Below are 16,956 nucleotides of genomic sequence, written 5' to 3'. Positions count from 1 at the left end.
TCATGTCCCCTCCTCGGCGGCGACCGGCGCCGCCACCGTGCCCATCGCCTCCAGCGCCGCCGCGACCCGCAGCGCCACGTCCTCGGCCCAGGGACGGGCGATGATCTGCACGCCGATCGGCAGCCCGGCGCCGGGCAGCCACACCGGCACCGCCACCACCGGCAGGCCGACGAAGGAGATCGGCTGGGTATAGACCCCGATGTTGGGCCGGAGCGGCAGATCGACGCCGTCGAGCACCAGCCGCTTGGTCCCCGAAACCGGCGCGACGCAGGGGGTGGACGGGGCGATCACCACGTCGACGGTGTCGAACAGCCGCTCGGCGGCCTCCGCGAACCATCGCCGGAAGGTCTGCGCCCGGATCACCCAGGCGGCCGGCACCGTCGCCCCGGCGAGGAAGCGGTCGCGGGTGTCGGGATCGAAGTCGCCGGCCCGGGTCCTGAGTCGCTCGAGATGCAGCGCCGCGCCTTCCGCCGCGGTGATCACATAGGCCGCAGCCCGCGCCCGCGCCGCTTCCGGCAGGAACACCGTCGGCGGTCGGCCGAGCGCTTCGGCCACCTTGGCCACCGCCGCGAAGGCTTCGCGGTGGCCGTTGCGGGCGAAATGGTCGCCGAGCACCCCGAAACGCAGGCCGGTGAGCCCACCGCCGAGCGTCGTCGAGGTGGCGAGCGGCCGGCGCCGGGCGAGATGGGGATCGGCACGGTCGTCGCCCTGCATCGCGTCGAAGGCCAGGGCGAGATCGGCCACCGACCGCGCGAACGGCCCGAGATGGTCGAGCGACGACACGAAGGGGAAGGTCCCGGCCCGGCTCAGCCGCCCATAGGTCGGCTTCAACCCGAAGACGCCACAGAACGACGACGGCACCCGGATCGAGCCGTTGGTGTCGGAACCGAGCGCCAGGGGCACCATGCCGGCGGCCAGCGCCGTGCCGCAGCCGCCCGACGAGCCGCCGGCCATGCGGGTCGGATCGTGCGGGTTGCGGCTCGGCCCGTCGTGGGCGTTCTCGCCGGTGAAGTCGTAGGCCCATTCGCCCATGTTGAGCGCCCCGACCAACACCGCTCCGGCCGCCTCCAGCCGCGCCACCAGCGTCGCATCGCGCGAAGCCGGCGCCCGTTCGCGGTTGATCTTGGAGCCGGCGCGGGTCGGCAGGCCTTCGACGTCGAACAGGTTCTTGACCGCGAAGGGCACACCGGCGAGGGCCCCGAGCGGCCGGCCGGCGTCGCGGTCGGCGTCGATCGCCGCGGCGGTCGCCCGCGCCCGCGCCGCGGTGACGTCGGTGAAGGCCCCGAGCCCGGGATCGAGCCGGGCGATGCGGGCGAGCGCCGCTTCGGTCATCGCCGTCGCGGAGACCCGGCCGGCGGTCACCACCGCGGCGATGGCGCTCGCCGATCCGAGCAGGCGTTCGTCCGCGGTCATCGGCCGGCCTCGAAGATCGGCGCCGGTTCGGCTTCGTCGGCGAGCGCGAAGCGCTCCACCAGCTGCGCCGCGGCGCGGATCGCCGCGAGATGGGCGACCACTTCCGGCATCCACGCCGGTTCGACGGTCAGGCCGAGGCTGGCGGTCATCGCGCGGACATGGGATTCGGCGTCGAACGCAGGCTCGGTCATGCCGATGTCTCCAGAGCGGCCGCGAGGGCGGCGAGCGGCGCGGTCCAGCCGACGATCCCGCCCTGGGCGCGGATCATGTCGAGCGTCGCCGCCTTGAACGCCGGGAAATAGCTCTCGGTGGCATCCTCGATCAGCAGGCAGTCGTAACCGCGGTCGTTGGCCTCGCGCATCGTCGTCTGGACGCAGACCTCCGTCGTGACCCCGGCGAAGATCAGATGGGTGATGCCCTTCAGCCGCAGGATGTCGCCGAGCGCCGTGGCGTAGAAGGCGCCCTTGCCCGGCTTGTCGAGGACGATTTCGCCGTCGAGCGGCGCCACCGCGTCGAGGATGGCGTTGCCCGGCTCGCCGCGCACCAGGATCCGCCCCATCGGCCCGACGTCGCCGATCCTGAGGCTCGGCGCGCCGCGGGTCAGCTTGGCCGGCGGGCAGTCGGCGAGGCTGGCGTCGTGGGATTCGCGGGTGTGGACGATGGTCAGCCCGTGGCGCCGGGCGAGCGCCAGGAGGGCCGCCACCGTCGGCACGATCGCCGTCAGCCGCTCGACGTCGTTGCCGAGCGCCGCGCCGAAACCGCCCGGCTCGACGAAGTCGCGCTGCATGTCGATGACGATCAGCGCCGTCGTGGCGGGATCGAACGGATAGGGAAACGGTGCCGCCGCGACCTCGATCATCAGTGTCCCCCCGCCATGGCGTGGCCGATCGATGCCCGATCGGTCTCGCCGATCGGCGACATCAGGGTGATTCGCCCGCCCGACATCACCGCCACCCGATCGGCGAGTTCCAGGATCTCGTCGAGATCCTCGGACACCAGCAGCACCGCGGCGCCGCGGTTGCGCTGTTCCATGATCTGGGTGCGGATCTCGGCGACCGAGGCGAAATCGAGCCCGAAGCACGGATTGGCGACGATCAGCACGTCGACGTCGCCCGACAGTTCGCGCGCCAACACCGCCCGCTGGACGTTGCCGCCCGAAAGGTTCTCGATCGGCGTGTCGGTCGACGGCGTCTTGACCCGGTAGCGGGCGATCAGCTCGCGCGCCGCCTCGCGCATCGGATGCGGCGACAGCCACCAGCCGAGCGACGAGATCGGCGGCTTGTCGAAGGTCCGCAGAGCCATGTTCTCGGCGACGCTCATCCGCGGCACCGCCGAATTGCGCAAGGGCTCCTCCTGCAGCGAGAACACCTTGAGCCGGTCCATCTCGTCGCGCACCGGCTCGAACGGCTGGCCGTGGACGAAGATGCGACCGTCGTCGAGATCGCGCTGCCCCGACAGCACCTCGATCAGTGCCGATTGGCCGTTGCCCGACACCCCGGCGATGCCGACGATCTCACCGGCCTTGACCTTGAGATCGACCGAGGTCAGCGCCGGCAGGCCGGCATCGTCGCTGGCGTAGAGCGCGGCGAGCTCGAGCACCGTCGGCCGCGCCTCGTGTACCGCGCGGGCCGACCGTTCGCGGATCTCGGTGTCGCCGATCATCGCCCGCGCCATCTCGGCGACCGAGATCTCGCCGACCCGCCCGCCGCCGACCAGCCGGCCACGCCGCAGGATCGACACCGCGTCGGCATAGGCCGTCACCTCGCGGAACTTGTGGGTGATCATCAGGATGGTCAGTTCGCCGCGGGTGGTCATGCCCTTGAGCAGGCCGAGCATCTCGTCGGCCTCGTCGGGGGTGAGCACCGAGGTCGGCTCGTCGAGGATTACGAAACGGCGGTCGAGATAGAGCTGCTTGAGGATCTCGAGCTTCTGCTTCTCGCCCGCCGACAGGCTCGCCACCGGCACGTCGAGCGGCACCCAGAACGGCATGGTCGCCATGAACGCCTCGAGGGTGCGCGTCTCGGCGCGCCAGTCGATCACCGCCGGACAATCGGGCCGCGACACGATCAGGTTCTCGGCGGCGGTCAGCGACGGCACCAGGGTGAAGTGCTGGTAGACCATGCCGAGCTTCAGCCGCATCGCGTCGCGCGGGTTCTTGACCAGCGCCTCGTGGCCGTCGACCCGCATCTCGCCGCGGGTCGGCTGATAGAAACCCATCATGCATTTGACCAGCGTCGACTTGCCGGCGCCGTTCTCGCCGAGGAGCGCATGGAGCGTGCCCGGCTCGACCCGTATCGATACGTCCTCGAGCGCCACAAGCGGCCCGAAGATCTTGGTCATGCCGATCGTCTCGACCCCCAGGGCAGGAATCGGCGCGAGCGTGGCGGCGGCGGACGCGGTCATGGCGTGTCTCTCCTGGCGATCAACGCGACGGGACCGCCGCCGTCGGGACCCTGATGTTCGGCGCCGCCCGAGACGAAGATCTCGGCATGGCCGACCAGCCCGGCCAGGGCGCCGGCGACGAAGGCGCGGGCATGGCGGGTCGACGACAGATCGCTGTCCTCGAGCATGGTGTGGCGTCTGTCCCGCAGCCGCCCGGAGGTGCCGGCCTCGGCCTTGGCGAGCAGCGCGACGAGGCGGTCGCGTTCGCCCGTCGGGATCGGCGAGGACGCGGAAAACCCGAGCCGACGCAGCGCCGCGGCGACCGGCGCCACGTCGATCTGATCGGTCATCACCGCATGGTCGACGGCGAGCGGGCCGGACCATGCCGCGCTCATGCCGAGCACCACGATCTCGTGGTCGTCGAGCTCGACCCCGGCCGAGGTGCTGGCCCGCGCCGACCACAGGTCGACGTCGCCGCCGATCCGCGCCGCCGCGGCCCGCGCGCGCTCGACCTCGCCGAGCGCCACCGCCACGCCGAGCGCCGAAGCGCCGCGCGACAGGCCCATCGACTTCAGCGTGTCGGTGGTCGCCACGCTCTCACCGGCGGCGCGCGCCGCGGCGATCCGCGCCGAGGTCAACAGCGGGCATTTGATCTGGACGAAATGCACGTCGGCGGGATCGGCGATCCCCGCCGCGGCCATCGCCGCAGCGACGCCGTCGGCGACCATCGCGATCTGGCGGGGGCCGCCGAGATCGGCCGCCGCCAGCGCCGGGGTGCGCACCGCGCCGATCGCCAGGGCCGGCATCGCACCGGGCGGCGCGTCGGTCTCGATCGCCTCCAGCACCAGCATGTGCGGGGCGAGCGCCCCTTCGGTGCCGCCCGACATCACCATCGCCACGCCGCCGAGGGCCGCGGGCGCGAGATGAGGGGCGAGTGCGGCCCGCAGAGAGGCGACCGCGAAGGCGCGGGTGAAGTCGTTGACGCAGCCGTTGCCCTCGGTCTTGCCGAGGATCGCGACGATCGCCCCCGGCACGACGCGTCCCGCGGCGATCGCCGCGGCGAGCGGCGCGACGTCGTCGGGGCCGCGCATCGACAGCCGATGGACCCGCGCCTGCCGCGTCATCCGATCGCCTCCAGGAGCGCCGCGGAGGTGGCGACCGCGCCGAACACCCCGCCCTGCATCTTGACCATGTCGATCGCCGCCAGATGGTTGGCGAGTTTGGTCGCGGCGCAGGCGTCCTCGACCAAGAGGCATTCGAAACCGCGGTCGTTGGCCTCGCGCATGGTGGTGTGGACGCAGACGTCGGTGGTGATGCCGGTCAAGACCAGATTGCGGATGCCGGCGAGCCTGAGCATCAGTTCGAGATCGGTGGCGCAGAACGAGCCCTTGCCCGGCTTGTCGAGGACCACTTCGCCGGCCAGCGGCGCCAGTTCCGGGATGATCTCCCAGCCCGGTTCGCCGCGCACCAGGATCCGCCCGCAGGGTCCGGGATCGCCGATGCCGGCGCCGATCTGACGCGAGCGCCAGCGTTTGTTGGCCGGCAGGTCGGCGAGATCCGGGCGATGGCCCTCGCGGGTGTGGATCACCGTGAAACCGCCGGCCCGGAAGGCGTCGAGCAGCCGGGCGATCGGTTCGATCGGCGCCCGGGTCAGGGCGATGTCGTAGCCCATGGTGTCGACATAGCCGCCGACCCCGCAGAAATCGGTCTGCATGTCGATGACGATCAGCGCGGTGTTCTCGGGGCGCAGGTCGCCGTCGAAGGGCCAGAGATAGGGCGCGGCGGCGACGGTGCGGGGCGCGGCGGTCATCGACTGTCCCTCACTTGGTGATCGACAATTCGCCCGGCGCGCCCTTCAGCGAGCGCTTCGGCGAGGTCGAGGCGATCATGATGGCGAGCGTCAGGATGTGCGGCGCGGCGTTGAAGAAGTGGTAGCCCTGGGAGATGCCGACCGACTGCAGCGCCGGCCCGAGCGCGCCGGCCGCCCCGAACAGCAGCGCCGCGGCGACGCAGGCGATCGGGTTCCAGCGCGAGAAGATCACCAGCGCCACCGCCATCAGGCCCTGGCCCGAGGACAGGCCTTCGTTCCACGAGCCGGGATAGTAGAGCGACAGGAAGGCGCCGCCGATTCCCGCCGAGAAGCCGCCGATGGTGGTGGCGAGGAAGCGCACAAGATCGACCGAGGTGCCCATCGCTCGCGCGGTGGCCGCGCTGTCGCCGGTCATCCGCACCACGAGGCCGAAGCGGGTGTTGCGCAAGGCCCACCACAACGCCAGCGCCGCCACCAGCCCGACGAAGAACAGGGGGTTGATCTGCAGCGCCACCTTCATCTGCGGATTGGAGGTCAGAAATCCGAAGTCGATCGCCGACAGGCGCGGCGCGGTCGGCTGGATGAAGCTCTTGCCGAAGAAGAAGGCGAGCCCCGAGCCGAACAGCATCAGGGCGATGCCGATGGCGATGTCGTTGACCTTGGGCAGCTTGCAGATGAAGCCGTGCAGCGCTCCGAACACCGCCCCCGAGCAGCCCGCCGCCGCCACGCCGAGCCACGGACTGCCGGAGAGATAGGAGATCGCATAGGCGCTCATCGCCCCGAAGACGAGGGTGCCCTCGAGGCCGAGGTTGATGCGGCCGGACTTCTCGGTCAGGCACTCGCCGAGACTGACGAACAGGAACGGCGTCGAGACGCGGATCGCCCCGGCGAACATCGCCACCGCGACGGTGAAGAACGGATCGTCGCTCATCGCTTGGCCTCCCGGTCGAAGATCGCGAAGCGCCCGTAGAGCGTCTCCGAGATCAGGATCACCACGAAGATCAGCCCCTGCAGCACCTGCACGGTGGCGTCGGGCAGCCCCATCCGCCGCTGGATCAGCCCGCCGGCCGCCGCCAGCCCGCCGAACAGCACCGCCACCGGCGGGATCGCCAGCGGATTGTGACGGGCCAGGAATGAGACGAGGATGCCGGTGAAGCCGTAACCGGCGGCCAGCGACGCGTTGGCCTTGCCGAGGATCGCCGCCACCTCGAAATAGCCGGCGATGCCGGCCGAGGCCCCGGCGAGCGCACAGGAGATCACGATCAGCCGCCCGACCGGCAGGCCTTGCGCCCGCGCCGCGCGGACGTTGCCGCCGGCCACCCGCGCCGCGAAGCCGAAGGTGGTGCGGGTCATCAGCACGTGACACAGGATCGCCAGGACGACGCCGAAGGCGAGGCCCCAATGGACGCCGAGCCCGGGGATCTCGCCGACCATGTTGGTCGGGCCGATCGGGGTGGTCGACGGCTTGTTGGGATCGACCGGCGAGCGCAGCGCTCCCTCGACGAAGAAGTTGAGGATCGCCACGGCGATATAGAACATCAGCAGCGAGGCGATGGTCTCGTTGACGCCGCGGTGATGGCGCAACGCCCCGACGATGGCGATCCATACCGAGCCGGCGAGCATCGCCGCGAGGAACATCGCCGGCATCACCACCCACGGCGGGGCATGGCCGAGGAGCGGCAGCGCCACCACCGCCGCGGCGAAGCCGCCGAGCACCAGCGCCCCCTCGCCGCCGATGATCACCAGCCCGAGCCGCGCCGGCACGGCCACGCACAGCGCGGTGAAGATCAGCGGCGCGGTCCTGACCAGGGTGTTCTGCCAGGAGAAGGCCGAGCCGTAGCCGCCGCGCCACAGGAGATCGAAGAAGGTCACCGGCGACTTGCCGAGCGCCAGCAGGAACAGCGAGAAGATCGCCGCCGAAACCACCACGGCCCCGATCGGGATGACGATCGCCTCGGCGGCCCGCAACAGGCCGGCCAGACGATCGACGGTCAATCCGCCGACACCGCCGCCGGCTTCCAGGGACGTGGTTGTCTCGGACAAGGTCTCGGATCTCCTGCGTCGGGACGGAGGGCGGACGCCGCCGCGAGCCGGAAGGCCCGCGGCGGGAGACGGGCGATCAGGTCATCGAGCCGACGACGCCCTCGACGAGGTAGTTGGTGGTCTCCAGGAAGACGTCGTAATTGTCGACGACCTTGCCGGCGGCCAGGACTTCCACGCCCTTGTTGTCCTTGAGCGGACCGGAGACATAGGGCTTGTTGGCCTTGAGATCGGCGATCGCCGCGGCTGCCGCCTTCTTGGCCTCTTCGGTCGCGCCCGCCCCGAAGGCGGTGTTCTGGACATAGTCCTTGTCGTAGCCGCCGCGCTCGAAGTTCGGCAGCTTCTGGCCCTTGGCGAGCAGGTCGGCGAAATACTTGTAGACCGTCTCCCACTTGTATTCGGCGCCGGTGATGAAGCCCTTGGGCGCCAACGAGGCTTGCGAGGCGTTGTGGCCGCAGGACTTGACGCCACGCTTCTCGGCGGTCTCGACCACCACCTTGGGGCTGTCGACGTGGCAGGTCAGCACGTCGCAACCGGAATCGGCCAGCGCATTGGCGGCTTCGGCCTCGCGCACCGGCAGCGCCCAGTCGCCGGTGAAGATCACCTGGACGGTGGCGGTCGGGTTGACCTTGCGCACGCCCATGGCGAAGGCGTTGATGTTCGAAAGCACCGAGGAGATCGGCTTGGCGGCGATGAAGCCGAGCTTGCCGGTCTTGGTCGAGAGCCCCGCGGCGATGCCGTCGACGTAATGGGCCTGATGGAGATAGGCGTAGTACGACCCGGCGTTCGACGGGTGCTTGTCCTTCTGCCACAGGCCGATCGCATGCCGGAACTCGACCTGCGGGAACTTCTTGGCCATTTCGACCATGTGCGGGTCGAAGTAACCGAAGGAGGTGGCGAAGATCAGCTTGGCGCCGTCGAGCTGGATCATCGATTCCATGGTCTTCTGGACGGCGATGGTCTCCGGCACGTTCTCCTCTTCGACCACGGTGACGCCGGGCACCAGCTTCAGCGCCTTGGCGGCGACCGCATGGGCCTGGTTCCAGCCGTAGTCGTCACGCGGGCCGACGTAGATGATGCCGATGGTCAGGCCGGCGGCGGCGGCCCGCTCGATCCCGAACACCGGCGCGGTGACCAGGCCGGCGGCGGCGGACTTCAGGAGGCTGCGGCGGGAGAGGGTGAACTTGGTCATGGAACGATCCCTTCGAGTCGGTCGGGCCCGGCGTTGTATGCAAGAGCACGGGAACTCCCTTCCTCGTCGCAAGCCCTGTGCCAAACCCCTGACGTCCCGACGGAACTTCGGCGCCGAGAGCGGTTTTCGCCCTGCCGGCAGAGGCTTGCCTCCTAAGGATGAACCCGTATCTCGAGGCCCGGGCGGCGGGCGGCGCCGCTCGTATCGGATGCAGTTTACGTCCAAGCCGCATTAATGTGCATATTTCTGCATCATTGTATGCAAGATGGGCAGCCGCCCCGCTCAGGCGCCGCCGTAGGTCGCGGCCAGGCGGGCGGCGAGATGCGCCGCCGCCGTGATCGGCGGATGGCGCGGCGCCTCGCCCGGCGCCACGCAGCCCGGCAGCGCCGTCACCACCGCCTCCGGATTGGGATCGAGGAAGAAGGCGATCGACCAGCGCTCGCGGCCCTCGGGATTGACCACCCGGTGCGGCGTCGAGACATAGACGTCGTTCGACCAGCGCATCAGGCAGTCGCCGATGTTGACCACGAAGGCCCCGGGCATCGGCGGCGCCGCCACCCACACCCCGTCGCGCCGCCGCACCTCGAGCCCGCCGACCGCGTCGGTGGCGAGCAGGGTGAGGTTGCCGTAGTCGGTGTGCGCACCGGCGCCGAGCCGCCCCGGCGCCATCGCCGCCGGACGCGGCGGATAATGCAGCAGCCTGAGCGTCGCCATCGGCCGGTCGAGCTTGTCGGCGAAGAACTCCGGATCGGCTCCGAGATCGAGGGCGATCGCCCGATGCAGCCGCCGACCGAGCGCCAGCACCGCCGCGAAATAGGCCTCGACCGCCGGCCGGAAACCGGCGAGTTCGGGCCAGGCGTTGACCCCGCGCTGGCCGGCGGCGTCGAACCGCTCGGGATCGCCCTCGGGAAGATCGAAGCCGATGTTGAACGCCTCCTTGAGGTCCGGCGGCCGGCTCGGATCGAGGGACTCCGCCCCCTCCCCGACATAGCCGCGGTTGGCGCCGACCCGGTCGATCGCCAGTGCCGCCTTCTGCGCCCGCGGCAGCGCGAAGAAGGCCTCGGAGGCCGCGAAGGCCGCGGCGCTCACCGCCGGCGACACCCCGTGACCGGTCACCCAGAAGAACCCGACCTCGCGGGCGGCGCGGCCGATCGCCGCCGCCACCCGCTCGAGCGCCCCCGGTGCCGCGGCGGTGAGGTCGCTCAGATCGATCACCGGTAGAGACCCGTCCATCACCCCGCCTCTCTTCGCTCGCCGCGCGTCCCCCGACCGGGGGGAGCGTCACCACACGGACTTGACGAACCCCCGGCAAGCCCGCCAAACCGGAGCCTGCCGCCGCGCCCCGCGCGGCGAATCGAGCCGCCCCAGCGAGGACGCATGCCCCGGACGCGCGACCCCTTCCGTTCCGCCCGTCGCGACGACGGTGCGCCGCGGCCCCAACCGCGGGTCGCACGCATCCGGGCCGGCATCACCCACACCGAACGCCTGCGCACCGAACTCGCCGACGACATCGCCTGCGCCCGACTCGCCCCCGGCACCGCCCTCGACGAGACCCAGCTCGCCGAACGTTTCGGCGTGTCGCGCACCCCGGTGCGCGAGGCCCTGCGCGAGCTCACCGCGATGGGACTGGTCGAGAGCCGCCCCCACCGCGGCGCCGTGGTCGCCGAGGTCGACGCCGCCCGGCTCGATCAGATGTTCACGGTGATGGCCGAATTCGAAGCGCTGTGCGCCGGCCTCGCCGCCACCGCCATGACCGCGATCGAGCGCACCGCCCTCGACGACATGCACATCGCCGCCGCCGAGCTGGTGCGGATCGGCGATCTCGCCGGCTACACCGCCGCCAACGACCGCTTCCACACCTTCGTCTACGCCGCCACCCACAACGGCTTCTTGGCCGAAACGGTGCTCGGCGTGCGCCGCCGGGTCAATGCCTTCCGCCGCGCCCAATTCCACAACCTCGGCCGTCTGGCGGTCAGCCACGGCGAACACGACCGCGTCGTCCAGGCGATGCTGCGCGGCGATCGCGAAGCCGCGGCGCGCGAGATGCGGGCGCATCTCGAGTCCTCGCGCCATTCCTACGGCATCCTGCGCGACCGCCACTGACCCCTCCTCAGCGCCGCGCCGCCATGTGCGCCCGCCAGCCGCCCGACGCGGTGATGTCCTCTGCGCCGTCGAGCCCCGCCGCTTCGCACAGGAAGCCCTTGACCCGCGCGCCGTCGGCGAGCTCCACCGTGCCGATCCCGAGGGGCGCCGGGATGCCGGCAACGAAACGCCCGAAGGCCGCCGGGCTCAGTGCCCAGACCTCGGCAGCGATCGCCGCGCCGCCTTGCGCCACCCGCACCATCCCCGGCCGGAACGGCGGCCCGCCGGCCAGCGCATGCAGCCGATAGACCGGCGCGGTGGTGACCGCGCGCAAGTATCGCGCCCCGAGCGCCGTCAGTTCGTGATTGAGCGCCATCCCCGAGAGATGGCCGCCGACCACCACCAGACCGATCTCGTCGCCCTGCGGCGCGGCCACGACCGGCACGAGCGGCGGCCGCGCCACCCCGGTCGCCCCGAGCGGCGGCGCGAAGGCCGCCTCGATCGACCGCCCGAGCCCGGCCAACGCCGCGTCGCCGCCGCCCGGACCGATCAGCGTGATCCCCGCCGGCACGCCGTCGGCGCGGATCGCCACCGGCACCGCCAGCGCCGACAGGCCGAGCAGATTGACGAAATTGGTGTAGGTGCCGAGCGCCGAATTGGTGGTGATCGGATCGGCTTCGACCTCGTCCACCGTCCAGGCCCGCGGCACCGTCGGCACCACCAGGATGTCGACGTCGCGCCACAGGCCCTCCGCCGCGCGCGCGGCTTCCGCCAGCCGGTAGGTCGCGCGGAAGGCCTCGACGGCGGTGCGGCCGCGCGCACCCTCGATGATCGTCCGGGTGACCGGATGGAGCGCCTCCGGCTGCGCCGTCAGGAAGTCCTCGATCGCCGCCATCCGCTCGGCCACCCACGGCCCCTCGTAGAGCATCCGGGCGACCGCGAACAACGGCTCGAAATCGATCTCGGTGAGCGTGAAGCCCTGGGCCGCGAGCCCGTCGAGCGCATCCGTGAAGGCCGCCGCCCCGGCGACGTCGCCGAAGAACCGGCGGTCGCGCGGCTGCGGCACCCCGACCCGCACCACCGCCGGGCGCGGCCCGACCCGCCCGAGGGGGATCCGCCGCGAGAAGGCGTCGGTCGCGTCCCAGCCGGCCGCGACCTCCAGCACCGCGAAGGCGTCGTCGGTGGTCAGCGCGAAGATCGACACGCAATCGAGGGTGCGACAGGCCGGCACCACGCCGCTGGTCGAGATCAACCCCAACGTCGGCTTCAGCCCGACCAGATTGCCGAGCCCGGCCGGTACCCGCCCCGACCCGGCGGTATCGGTGCCGAGCGAAAAGGCCGCCAGCCCCGCCGCCACCGAAGTCGCCGAGCCCGACGACGATCCGCCCGGGATGAGCCTCGCGTCGAATGCATTGCGCGGCGTGCCGTAGGGGGAGCGCACCCCGACCAGACCGGTGGCGAACTGGTCGAGATTGGCCTTGCCGACGACGATCGCCCCCGCCGCCTCGAGCCGCGCCACCACCGTGGCGCTCGCCGGCGGCATGCGGGCAAAGGCCGGACAGGCGGCGGTGGTGGCCAGCCCCGCCACGTCGATGTTGTCCTTGACCACGAAGGGCACGCCGTAGAGCGGCAGCGCGGCCCGCGCCTCGGCATCGAGCCCGGCGAGCGACGCCGCCCGCGCCGCCAACGCCTCGGCGCTCGGCCGCGCCAGGAACAGCGCCGGATCGTCGTGCGCGGCGATCCGCGCCGCCACCGCGGCGATCAGATCGCGCGGATCGAACCCTTCGGCATAGGCCGCGCGCAGAGAGGCGAGATCGAGAGAGACGGGCACGGAAACGGGCATCGACGAGGTCCTGGTGGCGCGGGAGCGATCGCGGTGGGTACTCCCACTCAGCAAGCCCCATGCCATGGAGACCATTTTGCATACAGGCCGAAATTCGCCGTTTTAAGATTTGTTTTCAACCATCTTTCGTAGGACACCGGCGGCCGCTAACCGCTCGAACGATCAGAAATGGCGCCGAATTGAGCAGCTCGCTGCAATTCCGGCAGGACGCCGGACCACGGGCTCGGCGACGCGACACCGGCGGAGCCCACCCCGCGACCGCCCCCTCCCCGCGCGCTCAGCCCGCCGCCACCGCGTCGACGCACAGCACCTCACGCGCGTCGGCCATCCGGATCTTCGGCGGCTGGCCCACGTCGCAGGCCTCCCGCCGGCGGGCGCAGCGCGGGGCGAAGGCACAGCCGGGCGGCAACGCGGTCAGATCCGGCGGCGCGCCGGGGATCGCGTCGAGCCGCCGGTCCTTGAGCCCGGCATGCACGGTCGAGGCGAACAGCCCCGTCGCATAGGGGTGCTGCGGCGTCTTCAACACTTGCGCCGCGGTGCCCTGCTCGACGATCCGGCCGGCATACATCACCGCCACCCGGTCGGCGGTCTCCGCCGCGACGCCGATGTCGTGGGTCACCATGATCACCGCCATGCCGGTCTCGGCCTGCAGGCGGCGCAGAAGCAGCAGCACCTGCATCTGCACCGTGGCGTCGAGCGCCGTGGTCGGCTCGTCGGCGAGCAGGATCGCCGGATTGCAGGCGAGCGCCAGGGCGATCATCGCCCGCTGCCGCATGCCGCCCGACATCTCGTGGGGATAGGCCTCGAGCCGCCGCTTGGCCGAGGGAATCTGGACCTTCTCCAGGAGTTCGAGCGCCCGCCGGCCCGCTTCGGCCTTCGACACCCGCTCGTGGCGGACGATCGTCTCGGCGATCTGCGCGCCGATCGTATAGACCGGATCGAGCGCCAGCATCGGCTCCTGGAACACCATCGACACGACCTTGCCGCGCAGGTCCTCGACCCGGCGTTCCGGCAGCCCGTAGAGGTCCTCGCCGGCGATCGTCACCCGCCCGGAAATCCGGCTGCGCTGCTCGGGCAGGAGACGCATCAGGGCGCGCAAGGTCACGCTCTTGCCCGACCCCGACTCGCCGAGGAGGCAGAGGACCTCGCCGCGCGCGAGGGTGAAGTCGATGCCGTTGACCGCCTGGGCGGTGCCACGCGGGGTCTGGAAGGCGACGTTCAGTCCGGTGACCGAGAGCAAGGGCGTCGGGTCAGACATGGGCGCGCGCCTCCGCGTGGCCGGAGGCCGGATCATGCAGGTGGCAGGCGACCGAATGGCCGAAGCCGAGATCGATCGCCGCCGGCTCGTGCGCCGCGCAGACTTCCGCCGCCATCGGGCAGCGGGTGCGGAAGCGGCAACCGGACGGCGGGTTGATCGGGTTCGGCGGATCGCCTTCGATCGCCACCGCCACGGTGCGGCGCTCCGGATCGCTCGACAGCCGTGCCGAGAACAGCGCCCGCGTATAGGGATGGGCCGGCGCGGCATAGATCCGGTCGACCGGCCCCAGTTCGACGATCTTGCCGAGATACATCACCATCGCCCGGTCGGCGATGTAATGGACGACGTTGAGGTCGTGCGAAATGAAGATGTAGGTCAGATCGAAGCTGCGCTTCAGATCGACCAGCAGGTTGAGCACCTGCGCCTCGACCGACTTGTCGAGCGCCGACACCGCCTCGTCGAGGATCACCAACCGCGGGTGCAGCGCCAGGGCGCGGGCGATGTTGATCCGCTGGCGCTGCCCCCCGGACAGCTGATGCGGATAGCGGCCGAGCACCGTCGCCGAATCGAGCCCGACCTGTTCGAGCAGATCGGCGGCCGCGGCCATCGCTTCCCCGTGCGGGATGCCGTGGACCACGGGGGCGAAGGCCAGACTGTCGGCGATGGTCAGGCGCGGATTGAGCGAGGCATAGGAATCCTGGAACACCATCTGCATCCGCCGCCGCAGGTCGCGCAGCGAGAGCTCGCCCCCGACCAGCTCGCCGTCGAAGATCATGCTGCCGGAATCCGGCTCGATCAGCCGCATCAGCAGCCGCGCCGTGGTCGACTTGCCGCAGCCGGATTCGCCGACCACCCCCAGCGTCTCGCCCTTGGCGATCGAGAAGGTGATGCCGTCGACCGCCCGGGCGACCAGCTTCGGCGCGAAGAAGCCGGTGCCGCGCACCGGGAAATGCTTGGTCAGGCCTTCGACCTTGAGCAGCGGCTCGGCCGGCCCGCCGACGTCGGGCGCCGGCGGCAGGGTGTGGACGACGGTCATTGCTTGATCTCCATCGCCGCGCGCAGCCCGTCGCTCGCCAGATTGCAGCAGATCGAGGTGACGAAGATCATCATCCCCGGCAGGATCGCCACCCACGGCTGGACATAGATCGCCTGACGCAAGGTGTTGAGCATCAACCCCCATTCGGCCTGCGGCGGCTCGACCCCGAGGCCGAGGAAGCTGAGCCCCGAGGCGAGGATGATGCTGACGCTGAACAGGCCCGAGGCATAGACGACGATCGCCCCCATCACGTTGGGCAGCAGGTGCACCCTTATGATCGTCGGGCTGCCGGCGCCGGAGGCCCGCGCCGCCTCGACGAAATCGAGGTTGCGGACCTGGGTGGTGACGGTCTCGGCGATGCGCACCAGGGGCGGCACGAAGACGATGGTCAGCGCCACGATGGCGTTCTTCATGCCCGAGCCGAGCGCCCCGGAGATCGCCACGGCGAGCAGCACCGAGGGGAAGGCGTAGAACACGTCGACGGTGCGCATGATCACCATGTTGAGGCGCCCGCCGAAGAAGCCGGCGACGATCCCCAGCGTGCCGCCGATCACCAGGGCATTGGCCACCGGCCACGACCCCATCAGCAGCGACATGCGGCCGCCATAGAGCAGGCGCGACAGGATGTCCCGGCCGAGCTCGTCGGTGCCGAGGGGAAAGCCCGGCGTGCCGATCGGCCGCAAGCGCTTGGCCATGCTGGTCTTCAAGGGATCGAGCGGCGCCAGGACATCGGCGAACACCGCGGCCAGCGCGATCGTCGCCAGGAGCACGAGGCAGACCAGGGTCACCCGATCGGCGAGGATCCGCCGCCCGACCGTGGCCCAATAGCCCGGCGAGCGGCTGACTTTGACTTGGTCCGGAGGGATCCGGGGAAGGGCCGTGGTGTCCAAGGGTTCGCTCCGGGGCCGCGCGGTCAGGTGCGCCGCATGCGCGGATCGAGCGCCGCCTGGGCGACGTCGACCACCAGGTTCAGAAGGACGAAGAACAGCGCGAGCATCAGGATGATGCCCTGGAGCACCGGCAGATCGCGCTTGAAGATCGCTTCGTTGAGCAGAAAGCCGGTGCCCGGCCAGGAGAACACCGTCTCGATCAGGATCGATCCGCCGAGCAGGTAGCCGAACTGCAGGCCGAGCACGGCGATGATCGTCGGCGAGACGTTGCGCACCACGTGCCGCATCACCGCGCCGCGGCGCATCCCCTTGGCCTTCAGCGCCTGGACGAATTCGCGCTCGAGCGTCTCCCCGACCGCCGCTCGGACCGAGCGGGCGACGATGCCGGTCGGGATCACCGCCATGGTCAGCACCGGCAGCAGCATGTGGCGGACCTGCTCGAGCCCGAACAGCGGCGCGTCGCCCGAGGCCATGCCCATCGCCGGCAGCCAGTTCAGCTCGACCGCCATCAGGATGACCATCACCATGCCGAGCCAGTAATGGGGCACGCTGACGCCGATCAGCGAGACGACGGTGGCGAGGTGGTCGACCACCGTGCCCTTGTGCCAGCCGGCGACGCCGCCGAGCGCGATGCCGGCGACGAAGCCGACCACCGCCGCGCCGAGCGCCAGCACCAGCGTATTGGCGAAGGCCTGCGCCAGTTCGCCGGCGACCGCCCGGCCGGTGGCCACCGATACGCCGAGATCGCCGCCGACCACCCGGCCGAGATAGAGCAGATATTGATAGGGCAGCGGCTTGTCGAAGCCGTAGGCCCGCCGCAGCGCTTCGACCACGTCGGCCGGCGCGTCGGGGCCGGCGACCGCATTGACCGGATCGCCCGGCGCCATGTGCAGCAGCGCGAACACCAGGAGCGTCACGCCCACGGCGATCGGGACGGCGTAGAGAACCCGTCGGACGATGTAACTGAGCATGCTGTCTCCGCCCCCCGATGCGACGCCCCGGTCGACCCC

The 16,956-nt window shown here is 71.0% G+C and carries 16 protein-coding genes; 1 reads left to right on the top strand and 15 read right to left on the bottom strand.

The annotated features are described in order from the left end of the window. From EYW49_RS11405 to EYW49_RS11360, 10 genes are all read right to left on the bottom strand, one after another. Entirely contained in the window at positions 1-1,413 is a 1,413-nt protein-coding gene (locus EYW49_RS11405) for an AtzE family amidohydrolase (RefSeq protein ID WP_131309699.1), read from the bottom strand. Beyond that, positions 1,410-1,604 carry a DUF4089 domain-containing protein gene (locus EYW49_RS11400; protein ID WP_131309697.1) on the bottom strand — a complete coding sequence of 65 codons (195 nt, stop codon included), beginning with the start codon at positions 1,602-1,604 and terminating at the stop codon, positions 1,410-1,412. Before EYW49_RS11400 ends, EYW49_RS11405 begins: the two co-directional genes overlap by 4 nt. After that, the gene (locus EYW49_RS11395) at positions 1,601-2,272 is read right to left on the bottom strand and encodes a cysteine hydrolase family protein (protein WP_131309695.1); all 672 of its coding nucleotides are present in this window, start codon (positions 2,270-2,272) and stop codon (positions 1,601-1,603) included. Before EYW49_RS11395 ends, EYW49_RS11400 begins: the two co-directional genes overlap by 4 nt. Further along, on the bottom strand, positions 2,272-3,816 hold the full coding sequence (locus tag EYW49_RS11390; RefSeq protein ID WP_206365449.1) for an ABC transporter ATP-binding protein: 1,545 nt from the start codon (positions 3,814-3,816) through the stop codon (positions 2,272-2,274). Before EYW49_RS11390 ends, EYW49_RS11395 begins: the two co-directional genes overlap by 1 nt. Then, positions 3,813-4,919 carry a cyanuric acid amidohydrolase gene (atzD, locus tag EYW49_RS11385; protein WP_131309693.1) on the bottom strand — a complete coding sequence of 369 codons (1,107 nt, stop codon included), beginning with the start codon at positions 4,917-4,919 and terminating at the stop codon, positions 3,813-3,815. Before atzD ends, EYW49_RS11390 begins: the two co-directional genes overlap by 4 nt. Beyond that, positions 4,916-5,605, bottom strand: a complete 690-nt coding sequence (gene biuH, locus EYW49_RS11380) for a biuret amidohydrolase (RefSeq protein ID WP_131309691.1) — start codon at positions 5,603-5,605, stop codon at positions 4,916-4,918. Before biuH ends, atzD begins: the two co-directional genes overlap by 4 nt. 10 nt (positions 5,606-5,615) lie before the next feature. After that, a complete protein-coding gene (locus EYW49_RS11375) occupies positions 5,616-6,536 on the bottom strand; it encodes an ABC transporter permease (RefSeq protein ID WP_131309689.1) in 921 nt (306 codons plus the stop codon). Then, positions 6,533-7,627, bottom strand: a complete 1,095-nt coding sequence (locus EYW49_RS11370; RefSeq protein WP_228259582.1) for an ABC transporter permease — start codon at positions 7,625-7,627, stop codon at positions 6,533-6,535. The genes EYW49_RS11375 and EYW49_RS11370 overlap by 4 nt, the downstream gene beginning before the upstream one ends. 97 nt (positions 7,628-7,724) lie before the next feature. After that, positions 7,725-8,837: a BMP family ABC transporter substrate-binding protein gene (locus EYW49_RS11365; RefSeq protein WP_131309685.1), complete on the bottom strand. Its 1,113-nt coding sequence runs from the start codon at positions 8,835-8,837 to the stop codon at positions 7,725-7,727. A gap of 282 nt (positions 8,838-9,119) precedes the next feature. Then, positions 9,120-10,070: an isopenicillin N synthase family dioxygenase gene (locus EYW49_RS11360; RefSeq protein WP_131309683.1), complete on the bottom strand. Its 951-nt coding sequence runs from the start codon at positions 10,068-10,070 to the stop codon at positions 9,120-9,122. Between the two features lie 144 nt (positions 10,071-10,214). Between EYW49_RS11360 and EYW49_RS11355 the strand changes: the two genes are divergently transcribed. Further along, complete coding sequence (locus tag EYW49_RS11355) at positions 10,215-10,940, top strand: GntR family transcriptional regulator (RefSeq protein ID WP_131309681.1); 726 nt, start codon at positions 10,215-10,217, stop codon at positions 10,938-10,940. 7 nt (positions 10,941-10,947) lie between these two features. Here EYW49_RS11355 and atzF read toward each other — a convergent pair whose 3' ends face one another. From atzF to EYW49_RS11330, 5 genes are all read right to left on the bottom strand, one after another. Beyond that, on the bottom strand, positions 10,948-12,762 hold the full coding sequence (gene atzF / locus EYW49_RS11350; protein WP_131309679.1) for an allophanate hydrolase: 1,815 nt from the start codon (positions 12,760-12,762) through the stop codon (positions 10,948-10,950). 277 nt (positions 12,763-13,039) lie between these two features. After that, the gene (locus EYW49_RS11345; protein ID WP_131309677.1) at positions 13,040-14,020 is read right to left on the bottom strand and encodes an ABC transporter ATP-binding protein; all 981 of its coding nucleotides are present in this window, start codon (positions 14,018-14,020) and stop codon (positions 13,040-13,042) included. Then, positions 14,013-15,056 (bottom strand): ABC transporter ATP-binding protein, encoded by a 1,044-nt coding sequence (locus EYW49_RS11340; protein ID WP_131309675.1) that lies wholly within the window; start codon positions 15,054-15,056, stop codon positions 14,013-14,015. The genes EYW49_RS11345 and EYW49_RS11340 overlap by 8 nt, the downstream gene beginning before the upstream one ends. After that, positions 15,053-15,946: an ABC transporter permease gene (locus EYW49_RS11335; RefSeq protein ID WP_165498216.1), complete on the bottom strand. Its 894-nt coding sequence runs from the start codon at positions 15,944-15,946 to the stop codon at positions 15,053-15,055. Before EYW49_RS11335 ends, EYW49_RS11340 begins: the two co-directional genes overlap by 4 nt. Positions 15,947-15,969: 23 nt before the next feature. Then, positions 15,970-16,917 (bottom strand): ABC transporter permease, encoded by a 948-nt coding sequence (locus EYW49_RS11330; protein WP_131309673.1) that lies wholly within the window; start codon positions 16,915-16,917, stop codon positions 15,970-15,972. Between the last annotated feature and the right edge of the window lie 39 nt (positions 16,918-16,956).

It is taken from the genome of Siculibacillus lacustris (assembly GCF_004328075.1).
Classification (GTDB): Bacteria; Pseudomonadota; Alphaproteobacteria; order Rhizobiales; family Ancalomicrobiaceae; genus Siculibacillus; species Siculibacillus lacustris.
Note: the sequence above shows the minus strand (reverse complement) of the source record. Positions and strands in the feature narration are given on the sequence as shown.